Source organism: Pseudofrankia asymbiotica (genome assembly GCF_001983105.1).
Taxonomy (GTDB): domain Bacteria; phylum Actinomycetota; class Actinomycetes; order Frankiales; family Frankiaceae; genus Pseudofrankia; species Pseudofrankia asymbiotica.
The window spans coordinates 1-17,758 of sequence record NZ_MOMC01000065.1 but is presented as its reverse complement, the minus strand read 5'-3'; the positions used below and the strand labels follow the sequence as shown (position 1 = coordinate 17,758).

15 protein-coding genes are annotated in these 17,758 nt (G+C 71.3%); 12 read left to right on the top strand and 3 right to left on the bottom strand.

Annotation, left to right across the window (positions count from 1 at the left end; genetic code table 11):
- Nucleotides 1-811 precede the first annotated feature (811 nt).
- Nucleotides 812-2,254, bottom strand: a complete 1,443-nt coding sequence (locus BL253_RS28995; RefSeq protein WP_076820488.1) for a recombinase family protein — start codon at nt 2,252-2,254, stop codon at nt 812-814.
- A gap of 74 nt (nt 2,255-2,328) precedes the next feature.
- Between BL253_RS28995 and BL253_RS28990 the strand changes: the two genes are divergently transcribed.
- The 7 genes from BL253_RS28990 (at nt 2,329) to BL253_RS28960 (ending at nt 11,076) form a co-directional block, all read left to right on the top strand.
- Complete coding sequence (locus BL253_RS28990) at nt 2,329-2,805, top strand: SAM-dependent methyltransferase (protein ID WP_274535265.1); 477 nt, start codon at nt 2,329-2,331, stop codon at nt 2,803-2,805.
- A 130-nt stretch (nt 2,806-2,935) separates the two neighbouring features.
- A complete protein-coding gene (locus tag BL253_RS28985; protein ID WP_076820487.1) occupies nt 2,936-3,778 on the top strand; it encodes a MerR family transcriptional regulator in 843 nt (280 codons plus the stop codon).
- Between the two features lie 189 nt (nt 3,779-3,967).
- Entirely contained in the window at nt 3,968-4,294 is a 327-nt protein-coding gene (locus BL253_RS28980) for a VOC family protein (RefSeq protein ID WP_076820486.1), read from the top strand.
- Nucleotides 4,295-4,536: 242 nt separating this feature from the next.
- Nucleotides 4,537-5,217, top strand: coding sequence for a PadR family transcriptional regulator (locus tag BL253_RS28975; protein WP_076820485.1), 681 nt, complete (start codon nt 4,537-4,539; stop codon nt 5,215-5,217).
- Complete coding sequence (locus BL253_RS28970) at nt 5,214-5,942, top strand: ABC transporter ATP-binding protein (RefSeq protein ID WP_076820484.1); 729 nt, start codon at nt 5,214-5,216, stop codon at nt 5,940-5,942. The genes BL253_RS28975 and BL253_RS28970 overlap by 4 nt, the downstream gene beginning before the upstream one ends.
- Complete coding sequence (locus BL253_RS44890; protein WP_076820483.1) at nt 5,939-8,443, top strand: FtsX-like permease family protein; 2,505 nt, start codon at nt 5,939-5,941, stop codon at nt 8,441-8,443. The genes BL253_RS28970 and BL253_RS44890 overlap by 4 nt, the downstream gene beginning before the upstream one ends.
- A gap of 362 nt (nt 8,444-8,805) precedes the next feature.
- Nucleotides 8,806-11,076, top strand: coding sequence for a putative bifunctional diguanylate cyclase/phosphodiesterase (locus tag BL253_RS28960; RefSeq protein WP_241835252.1), 2,271 nt, complete (start codon nt 8,806-8,808; stop codon nt 11,074-11,076).
- Here BL253_RS28960 and BL253_RS28955 read toward each other — a convergent pair.
- Complete coding sequence (locus tag BL253_RS28955; RefSeq protein ID WP_081438800.1) at nt 11,034-12,221, bottom strand: citrate synthase/methylcitrate synthase; 1,188 nt, start codon at nt 12,219-12,221, stop codon at nt 11,034-11,036. The genes BL253_RS28960 and BL253_RS28955 overlap by 43 nt on opposite strands.
- Before the next feature lie 137 nt (nt 12,222-12,358).
- Between BL253_RS28955 and BL253_RS28950 the strand changes: the two genes are divergently transcribed.
- Nucleotides 12,359-13,723 (top strand): citrate synthase, encoded by a 1,365-nt coding sequence (locus BL253_RS28950; RefSeq protein ID WP_198946438.1) that lies wholly within the window; start codon nt 12,359-12,361, stop codon nt 13,721-13,723.
- On the opposite strand, the gene BL253_RS44145 is transcribed toward BL253_RS28950, so the two are convergent.
- Nucleotides 13,696-13,842, bottom strand: coding sequence for a hypothetical protein (locus BL253_RS44145; protein WP_241835251.1), 147 nt, complete (start codon nt 13,840-13,842; stop codon nt 13,696-13,698). The two genes, BL253_RS28950 and BL253_RS44145, sit on opposite strands and share 28 nt — an antisense overlap.
- A 163-nt stretch (nt 13,843-14,005) precedes the next feature.
- Here BL253_RS44145 and BL253_RS28945 point away from each other — a divergent pair, with 163 nt between their 5' ends.
- From BL253_RS28945 to BL253_RS28930, 4 genes are all read left to right on the top strand, one after another.
- Complete coding sequence (locus BL253_RS28945; protein ID WP_241835250.1) at nt 14,006-15,355, top strand: cation:proton antiporter; 1,350 nt, start codon at nt 14,006-14,008, stop codon at nt 15,353-15,355.
- A complete protein-coding gene (locus tag BL253_RS28940) occupies nt 15,342-15,800 on the top strand; it encodes a CBS domain-containing protein (RefSeq protein ID WP_076820481.1) in 459 nt (152 codons plus the stop codon). Before BL253_RS28945 ends, BL253_RS28940 begins: the two co-directional genes overlap by 14 nt.
- Complete coding sequence (locus tag BL253_RS28935) at nt 15,797-17,104, top strand: ArsB/NhaD family transporter (RefSeq protein ID WP_076820480.1); 1,308 nt, start codon at nt 15,797-15,799, stop codon at nt 17,102-17,104. The genes BL253_RS28940 and BL253_RS28935 overlap by 4 nt, the downstream gene beginning before the upstream one ends.
- Nucleotides 17,105-17,177: 73 nt before the next feature.
- Nucleotides 17,178-17,758 (top strand): S1C family serine protease (locus BL253_RS28930; RefSeq protein ID WP_241835249.1); only part of this gene is annotated, 581 nt, incomplete at its 3' end.

Below are 17,758 nucleotides of genomic sequence, written 5' to 3'. Positions count from 1 at the left end.
TGGCGGTCGCGGATGGTGTGGTTAGCGTTTGTCTGCCGAATTCCCCTGCCTGTTCTGTGAGGTGTCGTGGTCGATCCGCCTTGTGTCCGCCGTCCCGTCCGCCTCCACGCGCGAGCCGCATTCAGGACCAGGCCGCCCGCCGACCGAGAGGGCCGACGCGGACACGGACGGCCGCGCGGCCTGAGAGCGTCACCGCGCCGTAACCCCGAACCGATGGCCGTCCGGCCAAACCGATGGCCGTCCGGCCGCGCTGGGCCGTCTGCGTGGACGCTGGGCGGCTTCACGGGGCATCGCTTCGGAGGGCATCGGGTAAGCCATCGGCTCGTGGGCGTGCGACGGCAGGACACAGCCGCTACCCGCTACCTCCCGATAGGCGCGTTTGCCTGTGTTTGCCTGCATCTGGAATAGGACGCTGACGTTTGACGTTGTACCGCTGGTAAGGGCCTGTTTCGCCGTGTCCCCGCACCGCGCGTCCCGACCGGTACCCACCTACCGGCTCGGGGCGCCCTTGTCGCGTGAGGTGCCGTGGTCGATCCGTCCCCCGTCCGCCGTCCCAGCTCCACCGCACCACCCGCCGCAGCGATCCCCGAGCAACGCCCACCGGCCGAACCGCACGGCGAACCGCCACCGCCGCACGGTGACCCGACCGAGGCACCGCCAGAGGCGACCGTGGTGGTCCTCGCGGCCCGCGACGTCCGGCTACCGGACGTGCTGCGCCACCTCGAAGCCGGAAGAACGGTTCTTGTCGTTTCCGCGCCGCCCGACGAACCGTCGGGCGGCGCGGATACCTAGGCCGGGCTTTGTAGCGGCTTTATCGCGTCGCGTGCGTGCTTTCTCGGCGGAAGCACAGCCCGTTACCTAGGTCCACCACATCCGCGCCACCTGCGCCGGTGAATCCCGTACCCATTGTGATTCCCCAGTGGCCGCCGTGCTCGGACAGCGCCAACCCCCAGGATTCCTTGATAGCGCGGACCATTCCGCGCTTCACGTCGGTGTCACCGGCCGCCCACATCGCACCGACGGTCTGCCCAGTCTCCGCGTAGTCGTACACGTCCGGGACCACCACAAACCCGTCGATCGCCGCTTTGAGGTCCTTCCGCTTCGCGACCAGCTTGTCGAGATCGTCATCATTCTCGGTCACGGATAGGCGGCTTTGAATCCTGGCGAGTTCCGCCCGCATCTCGTCCCGTTCGTGCGCGTTCCCCGCCACCCGCGCAAACGCCAGCACCGGTGTGACATCACCGGACAGCATCGCATCAATCACGTCGATCACCGGCCCGGCGTCACAGCCGGTGAAAACACCACACGCCTGACGCTGCTTCGCGTGGCCACCACACCGAAGCTTCGGCGCGCGCGGGTTCCCCGCCGGAGTCTGGCCGCCGTGGACGTGCAGCTTCGCGCCGCACGACGGGCACCCCAGAACACCGCTCAGCCAGTTAGCGGGCCGCGCCACCGGACGGCCACCCTTGTTCCCCCGTCCGTCCGTCATGTTCGTGGCGAGCACGTTGTTCGCGCGCCACCACAACGGCGACTCGACCACCGGGGCAACCCGATGCCCCCACACCTCGGTCGCACCCTCATACGTATACCGGCATTCCACCACCCCCGTGTGATTCGCGGGAAACCGCACAAGGTTCTTCACCGACGCCGGATACAGATCATAAGCGCGAGCGACCGACGACAGGGACTCACGGCCGGCGACACGCCGGTAAATATCCCTCACCGCGTCCGGGTCAACACAGTAAGCCTGCTTCGCGTAACGATCCCCACGGGTCTCCCAGAACGCCGGCAACGGACCATGATGCCCACCGTTCGCGACAATCATCGAGATCCCCCGGTACGTCGTCCGCCGCACCGTCTTCGACTTCTCCGAATTCGCGTGCTGCGCCACCAACGTCACAACACGGCCCGCGAAATCCGTCCTACCGAACTGAGGCTCAGCGATCGACACGACGTCACCACCCGCCGACCGAATACCCAACAGAATCTCCGCCTGCGCATCCAGATCATCACGCCGGTCCAGCCGGGAGGACTCCGTCACCATGAGAACAGAATAGTCGCCACGCGCAATCTCGGCGATCGCCTCCCGCAACGCCGGCTCCTGCGCCCCCTGAGCCGAGTACCCATGCAGCCGAAACCACCGAACGATCGTGATACCCCGCTGCGCGGCCTCCTCCGTAAGGATCTTGACCTGCGACGTCTCATCCTGGCTGCCTGTCGACACCCGGACCCAACCCGCGCCCAGCACGCCCACTGTGACCCACCCTAGGTGTCGGTGTCRCTGCCGATCCCTGACACCGTGCACACTACCCGACACCATACGACCCGATCGTCCTTGCGCACGGACGTGCTCTGCTGGCCGAGAACGACAACACGAGCGTGGTCACCGCCGACCTGYGCGATCCGGCCGACGTTCTCGCCCGCCCCGAGGTCTCCAAGCACATCGACCTGTCCGAGCCGGTGGGTGTGCTCCTTATCGGCGTCATTCACCATCTTGGYGATGATGAGGACCCCGACGGGATCGTGRCCGCCTACCTGGACGCCGTTCCGTCAGGCAGCTATCTCTTCCTGACTCATTTCTGCGCGTCGAGCCCGGACGCCGTGGCGCTTGAGGACGCCATGCTCCGGGATCTCGGCACCGGGCGGTTCCGCACCCTGGAGGAGATAACCGGGTATTTCCGCGGACTGGAACTGCTGGACCCGGGCGTCGTCTACCTGCCCGAATGGCGGCCTGACGAGCCGGTGAGCCACCCGTTGACGGTCGGGCAGCGCCTCATGGCCGGCGGAATCGGCCGCAAGCCGTAGCCGCGCGAGGCGCGTCGATCGCCGGCCGGCCGTCGACTGGCTGGCTGGCACGGCGCGCTTTCGGCGGCGTTCCGGCCGCCCGCCGGGGTCGTGTTGACTCTCCTGTTGCCGGAGGGTCGAAGCTCGACCCATGTTCGAACCGGACCCCGTCGTGCCGATCGGTGAGTTCTCCCGACTCACCTACCTGAGCGTCAAGACGCTGCGGCACTATCACGACGTCGGCCTGCTGGAGCCGGCCTCGATCGACCCGTCGACCGGCTACCGGCGCTATTCGCTGGATCAGGTCCCGCGGGCGCACCTGATCCGCCGGCTACGGGATCTGGACATGCCGGTGCCGGAGGTGCGCGCCGTTCTGCGGGCGCCCGATGACGGGGCACGTGACGCGACCATCCGGTCCCATCTGGAGCGGATGGAGGCCGAGCTCGCCAGAACGCGGGGTGTCGTCGCCTCGCTGCGTGAGCTTCTCTCGCCCGTGCCGGCCGCGCCGCTGGCCGTGGCGTTCCTGGACGTGCCGGCGCGGCCGGTCTTCGCGGTGCGGGCGATTGTCTCCGCGGCCGACGCCGGTGGCTGGTACGCGGACGCGCGGCTGCTGCTCGACTCCGCGCTCGCCCACGTCGACGTACGCGCGGCCGGGCCGCATGGGGCGACCTGGTCGCACGAGTACTTCGAGGACGAGCGTGGCGAGGTCGCCGCGTTCGTGCCGGTCCCGCGCGGTGCCGCGCCTCGGCCGCGGGATGTCGTCGCGGGCGTCGAGGGCATCGAACTGGCCAGCGGGCGGTTCGCCGTGGCCGAGCACCTCGGCGGGTTCGACGACTTCGACCGTACGTACGGCGCGCTCGGCAGCCATGTCGTCCGCCACGCGGTCGGCCTCCCGGACGCGATCCGCGAGGTCTATCGCATCGAGCCGGGCGGCGGCGGCGACGCTTCCGCCGCTCGCACCGACGTCTACTGGCCCGTCCGGTCCGCCGCCTGAGAACTGGCGCCGCCTGGCCAGGCCCCACTGAAGCAGGGCCGAGGCGTCCGTCTGACCGACCCGGCCGCCCCGATCGACCTCACCGCCTGACCAACCCAACCAACCCGACCGACCAGCCCGACCGGCTGATCAGCCCAACCGACCCGACTGACCGACCGACCCAACCAATCCGACCGAAGGGAATCTCTGATGTCTCTCGCCATTGCCAGCGTGGTCGTCGACAGCACCGACACGCTCACGCTCGCGCGGTTCTGGTCCGACCTGCTCGGCGCGCCGATCGCCGATGGCGCGACCGCCGACTGGGCGACCGTCACCAGCGCGCCGCCGCTCTCCTTCGCGCTCGTCCCGGACAAGAACCCTGGCAAGAACGTGCTGCACGTCGACCTGGCGACCACCGACCCGGCCGCCGAGGTCGACCGGGCGGTCGGCCTCGGCGCGAAGCGCGTCACCGACCACGACGGCTGGACGACCCTCGCCGACCCGGAGGGCAACCTGTTCGACATCGCTGGCCTCTGACCACGCCGCGGGGGCATGGCTGAGCATTCAGCCGCAGCCGCAGCCGCAGCCGCAGCCGCAGCCGCCGTCGTCGTCGACTGCGTCGGCGAACACTCTCGCCCGGCACACCAGCCCCTCGGTGATCGCTGTCTGTGCCCTGCCATGGTTGTCGGCGGGGCCAGATCGGGACCACCGGAGGGCTGGCGTGTCGTCGCTGTATACCGGGTATGCTACTGGGTATACCGCAGAAGGGACGGGTGCCCATGAGCGTGCGACATGCCCTGCTGGCTCTGCTGAGCGAAGGGCCGAAGTACGGGCTCCAGCTGCGCCAGGAGTTCGAGGCGCGCACCGGCGAGGTCTGGCCGCTCAACGTCGGCCAGGTCTACACGACCGTGGCACGCCTGGAGCGGGACGGCCTGGTCGCGTCCGACGACGGCGACGAACCGGGTCCGCAGAAGGCCTACCGGATCACGCCGGCGGGCGGCGATGAGCTGGCCACCTGGCTGCGGACCCCGCCCGCCGCCGAGGCGCCGCCCCGCGAGGAGCTGGTCATCAAGATCCTCGTGGCGGCGCGGCTGCCCGGCGCCGACGTCGTGCAGATCATCCAGGCGCACCGGCGCCACCTGGTCGAGACGATGAGCCGGTTCACCCGGCTGAAGCAGGACGCCGCCGAGGACGATCTCGGCCTGCTCCTGGTCGCGGACGCAGAGATCTTCCGCCTGGAGGCCTTCGTCCGGTGGCTGGACTCCGCGGACGCGCGCCTGCGCCACCACACGCCGGCGGCCGTTCCCCCGGCCGTCCCGTCGACGGCCGCGAACGATGCCGCCGCGACGGCCGCGAACGATGCTGCCGCGACGGCCGCGAACGATGCCGCCGCGACGGCCGCGTCGTCGGCGCCGACGACGCGGCGCGGCACGGGCACGGGCGCGAGGGCGGCCCGATGACGACCGCCATCCTCGAACTGCGCGGCGTCACGAAGGTGTACGGCTCGGGCGCGACCGAGGTGCACGCGCTGACCGACGTGGACCTGTCGGTCCGGGCCGGCGAGATGGTCGCCGTGATGGGGCCGAGCGGTTCCGGCAAGTCCACCCTGCTCACGATCGCGGGAAGCCTGGAGCAGCCGACCAGCGGCGAGGTCCTGGTCGAGGGCACCTCGTTCGCAGGCATGTCGGCGGGCGACCGGGCGCGGATGCGACGCCGCCACGTCGGCTACGTCTTCCAGGACTACAACCTGCTCCCCGGCCTGACCGCCGTCGAGAACATCGCGCTTCCGCTGGAGCTGGACGGGACGCGGGCCGGGAAGGCGTCCGCGGCCGCGCGGCGGGTCCTGGCCGATCTGGATCTCGCGGACGAGGCGGCCCGTTTTCCCGACGAGCTGTCGGGCGGGCAGCGCCAGCGGGTCGCGATCGCCCGCGCGCTCGTCGGCGATCGCCGGCTGCTGCTGGCGGACGAGCCCAGCGGCGCGCTGGACACCCAGACCGGCGAGGTTGTCATGCGGCTGCTGCGCAGGGCGTGCAAGGCGGGCGTGGCCGCGGTGCTGGCGACCCACGACGCCCAGCTGGCCGCGTGGGCCGACCGGGTCGTGTTCGTCCGCGACGGCGTGACGATGGACCAGACCGGGCCGGCGGCCGGCCCGGAGTCGCTGCTCACCGCGGACACGCCGCGATGAGCGTGCAGGCGCCACCACGACCGCCGGCCCCGGTGCCGGCTCCCGGTCCCGGCCCGGCGCCGGACGGGCCGGCCCGCCGCGTCCCGGCGGCGGGTGGGCTCCCGGCCTGGCGGGCGATGGCGCGGTGGGCGTGGCGGATGCTGCGCCGCGAGTGGCGCTCCCAGGTCCTGGTGACGCTCCTGCTCCTGCTCGCCGTGGCCGTCGCCGTGTGCGGCGGGACGGCCCTCTCCAACGTCCCGCCGCCGGCCGACGGGACGCTGGGCACGGCCCGCGACGTCTACGTCCTGAAGGCGCGGGAAGATTCCCGGGCGCTCGCCGCCGACCTTGCCACCCTGCGCGCCCGGTACGGGAGGATCGACGTCGTCGGCCACACCCCGCGGCCCGCCCCAGGCCTCGCGCTCCCGGTCGACTACCGCGCGCAGCTGCCGCACGGGACGTATACCGAGAAGCTCCTGGGCCTCACCCGCGGCCGCTACCCGTCCGGAGCTGGCGAGGCGGCCGTCACCACGGGGATGGCCAAACTGCTAGACCTGCGGCTCGGCGGCGGCGTCGGGCTGGACGGGCGCCTACGGACGATCGTCGGCATCGTCGAGAACCCGAGCGACCTGAAGGACGACTTCGTCCTGGTCGCGCCCGTCGGGGGACCGCTGCCGAGCACGGTGTCGGTGTTCGCCGGCGCTGAGATACAGCACTCCGACGACCAGCGTCTCACGACGATCGCCCAGCGCGTCGGTCAGGGGCCCGACAACCAGCGGGTCGTGATCGTGACCCTGGTCCTGGCAGCGACCGCGATCCTGCTGCTGCTGGTCGCGTTCATCGCCGCGGCGGGGTTCGGCACCCTCGCCCACCGTCGGCTGCGCCAGCTCGGCATGGTCGCCGCCGTCGGCGCGACGGCCCGCCACGTCCGGCTGGTGATGATCGTGACCGGCCTGCTGGTCGGCCTGGCCGGGGCGGTCGCCGGCACCGCGGCGGGGCTCGCGTTCTGGCCGGTGGCGGCGGGCTGGCTGGAGCCGGCCACCGGACATCGGGTGGACCGGCTCGCCGTCCCGTGGTTCCTGGTCGGCGCCATCGCGGTGCTGGCGGTGGCGATGTCGGCCGTGGCGGCGTGGTGGCCGGCCCGGGCGATCTCCCGGCTCCCGATCACCCTCGCGCTCGCCGGCCGGCCGCCCGCGCCGCGGTCCACCCGCCGGCCGGCGGTGCTCGCCGCGATCCTTCTCGCCGGCGGGCTTGGCTGCCTTGCCGCCGGGGAGAAGGACAACCCGGCGCTGGTCGTCGCGGGCACGCTGGCGACGGCGCTGTCTATCCCGTTCGCGGCGCCGCTCGCGGTCAGGCTGCTCGGCTGGGCCGGCACCCGCGCTCCGGTCGCGGTCCGGCTGGCCTTGCGCGACCTGGCCCGCCACCAGGCACGGGCCGGGGCGGCACTGGCCGCGATCAGCCTGGCGCTCGGCGTCCCCGTGGCCATCGTCATCGTCACCACGGACATCCAGGCGACCCCGACGACCGGCAACTTGAGCGACCGCCAGTTGATTGTCCGGGTCGCCCGTGCCAGCGACCCGCCGTCCATCATCCCCATCAAGACCGAACCACAGGCCGCGAGGCTCGCGGCTGCGGTCGGCCGGATGGCGGCCGGGCTGTCCAGCCCGACGGTGCTCCCGCTGGACATGGCGTATGACCCCGACGCGCCGATCGAGCGCGGGATCGCGAGCGGCGAGCGCAGCCGGCACGCCGTGGAGCTCAACATCCCGAAGCACGGGAACATCTACGGGGCCGCCCTGACCTATGTCGCCACGCCGGAGCTGCTACGGCTGCTGGGAGCCGACCCGGCCGGTATTCCGGTGACCGCCGAGGCGGTCACCACCCACAGCGACCACCTTGTCCTGTTCGGGCCCAATCGCGACCCGACGGAGCCGCCCATCGCCCGGATCCGCGGCAGTGGTTACGCCTCGCTCCCGAACACGTTCCTCACTGTCGGCGCGGTGCACCGGCTGAGGCTCGTACCCGTTCGGGCCGGCTGGCTGGTCGAGTCCACCCAACCGCTCACGGCGTCCCAGGTGGCTGTGGTCCGCCGCGTCGCCGCTGGGGCCGGGCTGACCATCGAGGTCAGGAACAGGCAGCAGAGCGTTCGGACGGTGCGGGCCGGCGCCGCCGCTGGCGGGCTGCTCGTCGCGCTCGCGGTGCTGGCCATGGCCGTCGGTCTGATCCGCGGCGAGGGCGCCGCCGACCTGCGCACCCTGACGGCGACCGGCGCGACCGCCGGGATCCGGCGCACCCTCACGGCGGCGACGGCGGCCAGCCTCGCCCTGCTCGGGGTGCTGCTGGGAACGGCCTGCGCCGGACTCGCCCTGCTGGCGGTGTACCGGCACGACCTCGCCGTGTTCGGCCGCATACCGCCGGTCTACCCGCTGCTCTTCCTCATCGGCGTACCGCTGGCCGCGGCCGTCGGTGGCTGGCTTGTCGCCGGAAAGGAGCCCACGGAGATCGCGCGCCGCCGGRCGGACTGACCGCATGCCGACACCCGGCCGGAATCCGGTCGGCCGGGTCGGCCAGTTCGGCCGATGGTGGATGAGCCGCTGGCCGGGTGACTCGCCGGGTGAACGGTCCGCCGGTCGGGCCGATTTCAGCGGACTCCACCTGGGCAGACTCTGCGTGGGTCGGCCGCGCCCGCACCGTGATTTCTCAGGTGCGGTCGGTTCACGGAGGTGTGCGATATGCGCAGACGAAACGGGCAATGATGGCCGGCGGCCACTTAATGCCGCGATATTTTGTGTCGGCAAGCCTGGCTTATCTGGTTTTCGTGACTTTGTGCACAGTTGTGCCTCCATCACGCCTAGCTGCCGAAGTCGCCGGTCTCGCGACCCTCGTGGTGAGTCTGGCGACGGTGGGCGCGCTGGCGTGGACCGCCCGGCGTGCCCGGGGCGCCGACCGGCGCTGGCGGCTGCTCATCGAACTGGCGATGGTCCCATCGTCTGTCGCGCTGGTCTGGCACGTCTACTGGGCGTTCGCGCACGGTTCGGCGCTCACGACACGCATGTTCGGCGCGGCTCAGGCCTTTCTGGTGATCGTCGTGCTGGCTCTGGCCGGTGTGCTGAGCTTTCCCACCGACCCACTCGACGCCGCGGACCGCCGCATCGGCGCGGGCCGAGCCGGGCGCCGGTGGTATGCGATCACCACTCTGGACTGCCTGGTGGTGGTCGGCTCGGTCGTCCTGCTTGTGTGGTCGGTATTGCTGGAGCCGCTGATCCGGGCGCGACACGTCGATACCGCCGGATTGCTGTCCGGGGTGATGTCGGCCACCAGCTTCTTGATTCTGGTGGCTGGCATCCTGCTCCTGGCGACGTTCCGGCGGCCTCGGTCGGGGCTCGCGCTGGCGCTGCTGGGCGCCGGCCTGAGCGCCATGCTGGGGTACACGACGATCTACCTGATCGCGATCGTCGAGAAAGGCCGCAGCACCTCGCCGGCCGTGGAGGTCCTCGCCGTCGCGGGCTGGTTGTCGATCCTGCTGGCCTGCCTGGTCCCGATGCCGAGTTCGGCGGCGCCGAGCCGGCGCCGCGACCGGCGGACACTGTGGGTGCAGGCCGCGCTGCCCTATCTGGCTCTCGGTGTTGTCGGCGGGCTGTCGGTTGGCGAGCTGATCGCCGACGGAGCCGTCGGCCCTGTCGAGACATACGGTCTGCTCGCCCTGCTGTTGGTGGTTCTGGTCCGGCAGATGCTGATGCTCGGCGAGAACACCCGGCTGCTCGTCTCGGTTCAGGCGAGCCGGCAGGAACTGCATCACCAGGCGTTTCACGATCCTCTTACCGGGCTGGGGAACCGGGCGCTGTTCGCCGACCGGCTGGACCACGCGCTCGCGTCCCGGGCCGGCCGGCCGTTCGCGCTGGTGTTCTGCGACCTGGACGACTTCAAACGGGTCAACGACACACTGGGCCACGGCGCCGGAGACGAGCTGCTTCAGATCACCGCGGCCCGGCTTCGCGGCGCCGTCCGGTCCGGCGACACCGTCGCCCGGCTCGGCGGTGACGAGTTCGCGCTGCTCCTCGAGGACGGCCATGACGACCCGGAGACGGCGTGCCGCCGGCTGGCCACGACGATCCGGGCCCCCTGCCAGCTGGCGGGCCGTTCCCGGCCGATCGGTGCCAGTCTCGGTCTTGTTCTGGCCGACCCGGCTCGTCACCCGGTGGCCGACTCCCTGCTTCGGGACGCGGACCTGGCCATGTACGCGGCGAAGCGCCAGGGCAAGGGCGGGCTGGTCGTCTACCGGCCGGACCTGTCCACGCCCGAGTCAGCCCCGCAGATCCGTGCCCATCTGGACCAGGCGCTGCGCGGCGACGATCCCGCCAGCGTCCTCGGAGTCCACTACCTACCGGTGGTCGATCTGCGCTCCTCGCGGACGGTTGCTCTCGACGCCGCGCCCTGCTGGACCCGTCCGCGGACGGGGCAGTTCTCGTCCGAGCCGCTGTACCGGCTCGCGGACGAGGCCGGGCTGACCCTGCCCCTGCTCGACGTCGTCCTACGGCAGACCTGCCGGGACCTGGCGGCGCGGGGGGCGCGCCGCATCGGCGTGCCCGCCTTCGTCACCATCCCGATGAACCGTGATCTGGAGGAGACGCCGATCGCCGGCGTCGCGGACCTCCTCGTCGACCATGACCTGCCCCCACAGGCGATCATCCTGACGCTCACCGGCACCTGCGGCCTGGCCGCCGCGGCCCCCTTTCTGCGCCGCCTCGCCGCCCGCGGCGTCCGCTTCGCCCTCGACGGGGTCGGCGGTGAGGCGAGCAGCTTCGCGGCCTGGCATGCCCTGCCCATCGAGATCATCAAGCTCGACCGGAGTCTCACCCGAGCCGGCGACGCATCGGCCCACGGGCGCACCGTGCTGGTCCGGGACGCCATCCTCGCCGCCGCGGCCCGGCTCGACCTGACCGTGATCGCCACCAACCTCGACGACTCAGCCCAGGCCCGCGAGCTCGCCGCCGCCGGCTGCCACCTCGGCACGGGGCCTCTCTACGGCTCACCCCACCCGATGAACGAGGTACCTACCGGCGCCCACCCCGCCCACCCCGCCGAGCCCGCCGACGCGCGAACGCGCGACCCACGTCAGCCGGTGGGTACGGGCCGCGGCGGCGGCGGCCCGACGTAGCGGGCCGCGGGGCGGATTATCTTGCTGTCCGTCGCCTGCTCCAGGATGTTCGCGCTCCAGCCGACGGTGCGCGCGGCGGCGAAGGTCGGCGTGAACATCTCACGCGGCAGCCCACACAGCTCCATGACGACGCCGGCGTAGAACTCGACGTTGGTGTGCAGCTCGCGGCCGGGCTTCAGCTCGGCGAGGATCGCCACGACCTGCTTCTCCGTGGTGACCGCCAGGTCGACCAGGGCGCCGCCCATGCCCTCGGCGATCTCCCGCAGCAGGCGGGAGCGGGGGTCCTCCATCCGGTAGACGGCGTGCCCGAATCCCATGATCCGGTCGCCGGCGAGGACGCGCTCGCGGATCCAGCCGTCGATGCGGTCGGGAGTGCCGATGGCGTCCAGGGTGTCCAGCGCCCGGCTCGGCGCTCCGCCGTGCAGCGGCCCGGACAGTGCCCCCAGACCACCCACCAGGCAGGCCACCAGATCGGCGCCGGTCGACGCGATCACCCGGGCGGTGAAGGTTGACGCGTTGAATCCGTGGTCAACCGTGGAGATGAGGTACTGCTCGATGGCGCGGGCCCGGTCGGCCGTGGGCTCGTCGCCGGTCAGCATGTAGAGATAGTTGGCCGCGTACGACAGGTCGTCCCTCGGCTCGACGGGTTCCAGCCCGTGCCGCAGGCGGTGGAGCGCGGTGAGCAGGGTGGGAACGAGCGCCGTGGCGAAAAGCGCGTCGTCCAGCCGTTCGCCGGGTGTCAGGTCATAGAGCGGGCGGATGCCGCGCGCGCCGGCCGCGGCGGACAACGCCGCGCCGAGAGAGGCGAGCGGCCTCGGGTCCGGCCCGGACTTCGCCAGGATGGGAAGCAGCTCGCGGAGCGAGCCGGGAAGGTGGCGAAGGGGCGCCGTCCTGGCCTGGAAATCGGCGCGTGCGGCCGCGTCGGGCAGGTGCCCGAAGAACAGCAGGTGCCACACGTCCTCGAACGTCCGCTTCCGCGCCAGCTCCACGGCCGAGTACTCACGGTAGTGATAGAARCCCTCGCGCCCACGTACGTCACCGAGCTCGGTGTCGGTGACGACGACTCCGCTGAGGCCGCGGGGCGCCGTGACCGCTGGCGTCTCCCGCACGGCGGCCGAGCCGCCCCGCTCTGTGGTGATCGACATCGTTATCTCCTCCGGTCGCCACTCTGCGATCGTTGATATACGTTGTCAACGTTGATTACAGTCAACGTGACTTGGGAGACGTCCGAGGCGATTCCAAGGTGGTTCCGAGGTGATGGAGCGTCAAGGGAGGAGACGGCGTGGCGGACGATCGCCCCCGCACGAGGGGCGGCCTGGGGCGCGCCGTCGCTGCGGTCGCCGCGGTCGACGCCGCGGGCGATGGCGGCGATGGCGGCGATGGCGGCGATGAGCGGCTGACGACCCGGCAGGTCGCCGACCTCCTCGGCGTGAAGACGCAGACGGTGTACGCCTACGCGAGCCGCGGCCTGCTGACCAGCGAGCCGGCGCCGAGCGGTCGCGGCAGCACCTTCGACGCCCGCCAGGTCGAGACCCTGGCCGGCCGGCGCTCGCGCGGCCGGCCGCGGCCCGCTGATCCGGCCGAGGAGCAGCTGACCGCGCATACCGGAATCACGCTGAGCGAGCGCGGCCGGCTGTTCTACCGCGGGCGCGACGCCGTCGAGCTGTCCACGCGGCAGAGCTTCGAGGCGGTGGTCGGCTGGCTGTGGAATCTCGGTCGCGGCACCGGCGACGGTCCTGACGGGAGCCCTGACGATGCGCGCGCCGTCGAGCTGCGCGCGCCGGGGGAGGTGGTCGCCGCCGTGACGCGCACCGGCGCGACGCTGCCGGCGCACGTCCGGCTGAACGATCGGCTGCGGGTAGCCGTCGCGGTCGCCGCCTCCGCCGACCCGCTGCGATTCGACCTTCGCCGGGAGAACGTGCTCGCGAGAGGCGCCGCGGTGATGTCGGTGATGGTGGAGTCGTTGCCGCTGCTGGGTACCCGGCCCGCCGCCGCCCCGCCCGACGGTTCGCTCGCCCAGCGGCTCTGGCCCAGGCTCGCGCCCGGTCCCGGCGGCGCGGACGCCGTCGCCTGCCTGGAGCAGGCGCTCGTGCTGCTCGCCGACCACGGCCTGGCCGCCTCGACGACGGCGGCGCGGGTCGCGGCGTCGGCCCGGGCCAACCCCTACGCGGTGGTGTCCGCGGGCCTCGGCGCGCTCGACGGCCCGCTGCACGGCGCCGCCAGCGGGCTCGCCTACCGGCTGCTGACGGACGTGCTGGCCAGCGGAAACGCGATCGGGGTCGTCTCCGACCACCTGCGGTCCGGGCTACCGATCCCCGGCGTGGGCATACGTCAGTATCCAGACGGTGATCCACGGGCCCGGGCGCTGCTGGAATCGACGCGCGGCCTCCCGGGGGCCGACGAGACCGTGGCCGCCGTCGACGCGGTGGTGCGGGCCGCGGCAGGCAACGGCGAGGCGCACGCCAACATCGACCTCGCCCTGGCCGCGTTCACCCTGCTCACCGGAATGCCCGCCGAGGCCGGAGAAGTGATCTTCGCCGTCGCCCGCACCGCCGGCTGGATCGCGCACGCCCTGGAGGAATACCAGGAACCGGCCCTACGACTGCGCCCCCACGATGTCTACACCGGCCCCCGTCCGGCCTTCTGACCCTTCTGATCCTCCGGCGTCGCTTTCACGACCGCCATCGCCAGCCGCGACGCGCGCATCCGCGGGTACGACGCCAGCAACAGCACGATGATCAGCGAGCCTGAGTCGACGGATGCCATGCCGACAACCAGGCCGCCGACGACCCCGACCCCGATCGCGACCGTGGGCAGCGGCCGCGCCCGAGGCCCGCGGGCGAACAGAAGTCGATCGGTGCGCTCCGGTGCTGCTACGGTTGGCAGCGGTGTGCCGGGAAGCCTGGTCGGCGAACGAGGATAGGTCTCCTTGTCGATCGGAGTGGCTGCCGTGGTGCTGGTGGTGGTTTTCGGGGTTGCGCTGTTCGTCGCGGTGTTGCTGTCGGGTCTGGCGGCGCGGTCGGTGCTGTCGACCTCCTTCCTTTTTCTCCTCGGTGGCGCGCTGGTCGGCGACGGCTGCCTGGGCCTCGTGCACATCGCATCTGGCAGCGAGATCGTCGGTGTGACGGCGGATCTGGCGCTGTTCGTCGTGCTGTTCACCGACGGCATGCATGTCTCGTTCCCGGCTCTGCGCGGGGCGTGGTGGAACCCGGCGCGGGCGCTGGGGCTGGGCATGCCGCTGGCTTTCGCGGGCATGGCGGTCCTGACTCACCTGCTGGTGGGTCTGGACTGGACGACGTCGTTCCTGGTCGGCGCGGTCCTGGCCCCGACCGATCCGGTGTTCGCCTCCGCGATCGTGGGGCGCAGGGAGGTGCCGGCCCGGTTGCGGCAGCTGCTGAATGTGGAGAGCGGCCTGAACGACGGGCTCGCGCTGCCGGTCGTGCTGCTGCTGATCGCGGCCGCGGGCCCAACCTCCGAGGCGGCCGGGGAGTCGTTGACGACGATCGCCCTGGAGTTGGTCAGCGGGCTGGCGCTGGGGATCGCGATGCCGCTGGTCGTCGCCTGGCTGGTGCGGTTCCGGCTGCTCGGCGCGGAGCCGAAGCTGCAGCCGCTGCTGGCGCTGGCGGTGGGGGTGATCCTGTACGCGACGTGCCATCTCACACACGCGAATCCCTACCTGGCCGCGTTCTCCGCGGGTGCGGTGTTCGCATCGGTGTCGCCGGAGCCGAAGCGCGCCTTCGAGCCGCTGGGGGAGGCGTTCGCGGAGCTGAGCAAGTTCGCGGCGCTGCTGGTGTTCGGAGCGTTGCTGACCCCGAGCCTGTTCGGCGATCTTTCCCTGGGCGGATACGTGGCGGTGGTGCTGGCGATCGTGCTGATACGGCCGGCGTCGCTGCTCATCTCGCTGGCCGGCAGCCGTTTCGGCAGGCGGGAGAAGCTGACCGCGGCCTGGTTCGGGCCGAAGGGATTCGCGTCGGTGGTCTACGGACTGCTGGTGCTCGAGTCCGGAATTCCGCAGGGCCACGCGGCCTACACGCTGATCGCGGTGTGCATCGCGTTCTCGATCGTGGCGCACAGCAGCACCGACGTTCCCATCGCGCGCATGTTCGACGTCGAGGACCTCGTCGGCGTTCCGGACGACGAGCACGGGAAAACCCCGTCCGCGATGGCGTCAGAGGTCCCTTCCGGTATTGAACGCCCGAGCGGCTACGAGCTCGGGGGTGAGGGCCGCCGCCTGCCGGCGGCCGTACAAGGCGAGGAGGCCGACAGTGCGAGCACGTGACCTGGCCGTTCCCTACACGTCGGTGACGCTGGACAGCGATGCCCTGGACGCGGCTCGTCTCCTAAGCGAGCAGCGGCTGCCCGGACTGCTGGTGCTGGACGACGACGGTGTGCCGCACGCGGTGCTGCCCGCCTCCCGGCTGGTCAAGATGCTCGTGCCCCCCTATGTGATCGAGGACCCGGCTCTGGCCGCGGTCGTCGACGAGCGGCACGCCGACCGGCTGTGCGCGGCGCTCGCCGGGCGTTCGGTGCGTGACTGCCTGCCAAAGGAACGGCGCGTTCCGCCGATCGCCGCGCCAGACGACACGGCCCTCGAGGTCGCGGCCCTGATGGCCCGGGAGGCGAGCCCGCTCGTCGCGGTCGTCGAGCGGGACGCGGCCGGCTCCCGTACCCTCGGCGTGATCACCGCGGCAGGTCTGCTGGACCGTCTGCTCGAGGCGCGATGAGCGGCTGGCACAGCTGGGCGGCCGTCATCGTCTTCGCCGCCACCTACGTCCTGATCATCAGCGAGCGGGTCCACCGCACGGCCGCCGCGCTGGCTGGCGCCGCGGCGATGCTCGCGATCAGCGCGACCGACGACAAGGCCGCGTTCTACGACGAGCACACAGGCATCGACTGGAACGTCATCTTCCTGCTGCTCGGCATGATGATTATCGTCGGGGTGCTGCGGCAGACCGGCGTCTTCGAGTACCTGGCCATCTGGTCGGTGAAACGTGCTCGCGGCAGACCGTTCCGGGTGATGGCGATGCTGGTGGTGATCACGGCGGTCGCCTCGGCACTGCTGGACAACGTCACCACCGTGCTCCTCGTCGCTCCGGTGACGCTGCTGGTATGTGAACGCCTCGCGCTGCGCGCGGCACCGTTTCTCATCGCCGAGGTGCTCGCCGCCAACGTCGGCGGTACCGCCACTCTCGTCGGAGATCCACCGAACATCATCATCGCCAGCCGGGCCGGGCTGAGCTTCAACGACTTCCTCGCCCACACACTCCCGATCGCCGCCGTTCTGACCGTCGTCCTCCTTGGCCTGTGCCGGATCATGTTCCGCGGCGAGTTCGTCTACGACGAGAACCTCACGAGTGAGATCATGGACCTGGAGGAGCGCGAGGCCATCCGCGACCCGAGGCTGCTCGTCCTGGGCCTCGCCGTGCTCACCCTGGTCGTCGCCGGGTTCGTCCTGCACCCGGTCCTGCGCCTCGCGCCCAGTGTGGTGGCCCTGCTCGGAGCCGGCCTGCTCGTCGCGGTCTCCAAGGTCGAGACCCGGCAGGTGCTGGCCGAGGTGGAATGGCCCACGCTCGCCTTCTTCGCCGGCCTGTTCATCATGGTCGGCGCACTGATCGAGACCGGGATCATCGGCGAGCTCTCCACCTCGCTTGCCAGCGCGACCGGCGGCCGCGAACTCGGCGCGACGATGCTGCTGTTGTTCGGGTCCGCGGTCCTCTCAGCCGTCGTCGACAACATTCCGTACGTCGCCACGATGGCGCCGATCACCGCCGACCTCGTGAAGGACATGGGCGGCGGTGCCGAAGGCCATCACGTCCTGTGGTGGGCGCTCGCCCTGGGCGCCGACCTCGGCGGCAACGCCACCGCGATCGGCGCCTCCGCCAACGTCGTGGTCCTCGGTATCGCGGAACGCAACCGTCAGCCCATCTCGTTCTGGCAGTTCACCAAGTACGGCCTCGTCGTCACCGCCGTCACCATCACCCTGTCCGCTGGATACCTATGGTTGCGCTACTTCGCACTCGCCAGCTGAGCCGGCTTCCTGGGGCCCGGTACGGGTATCCCCGGCGGCAGGCCAAAGAAGCGCGACAGATGTGGAGGCGAATATGACAACTACGGACATTCCGGCGCGCGCCCGGTCGCCGGTCGCCGTCCTGGCCGCAATTGTCGCAATCGCCGCCCCCATGTTCTTCTTCATCCCCGGGACCGGCGCGAGGGCATCGAGCGTTGACCGGGGGACGACGGCCTCCACCGCGGCCGCCGCCGGACTTCCCGAGGTGCCCGGGATCGTTCGGAAGGCCGAACCGTCCGTCGTGACGATCCTGATCGGTGAGCACCTCGGGAGCGGTGTGGTCTACAAGCGGGACGGGACCATCATCACGAACGAGCACGTCACCCGGGAGGCTTCCGACAAGAAGGTCACGGTCGCGTTCGCCGACGGACAGCGGATTCCGGGACAGGTGCGAGCGTCGGACGCCGTCAGCGACATCGCCGTGGTCACCGTCGACAGGCACAACCTGCCGGCGGCCACGTTCCAGAGAAACCTGCCGGAGGTAGGCGGCCTGGCCATCGCGATCGGCAGTCCCCTGGGATTCGAGAACAGCGTCACCGTCGGGGTCATCTCCGGACTCAACCGGACGCTCCCGATCAGCACCCAGCAGAACCAGGGCCAGCAGAACCAGGGCCA

Coding starts and splice junctions, on each gene's coding strand:
- BL253_RS28985 (WP_076820487.1), top strand. CDS start 2,936: ATGTTCGAACCGGACCCCGTCGTGCCGATCGGTGAGTTCTCCCGACTC.
- BL253_RS28975 (WP_076820485.1), top strand. CDS start 4,537: ATGAGCGTGCGACATGCCCTGCTGGCTCTGCTGAGCGAAGGGCCGAAG.
- BL253_RS28980 (WP_076820486.1), top strand. CDS start 3,968: ATGTCTCTCGCCATTGCCAGCGTGGTCGTCGACAGCACCGACACGCTC.
- BL253_RS44145 (WP_241835251.1), bottom strand. CDS start 13,842: ATGGCATCCGTCGACTCAGGCTCGCTGATCATCGTGCTGTTGCTGGCG.
- BL253_RS28970 (WP_076820484.1), top strand. CDS start 5,214: ATGACGACCGCCATCCTCGAACTGCGCGGCGTCACGAAGGTGTACGGC.
- BL253_RS28935 (WP_076820480.1), top strand. CDS start 15,797: ATGAGCGGCTGGCACAGCTGGGCGGCCGTCATCGTCTTCGCCGCCACC.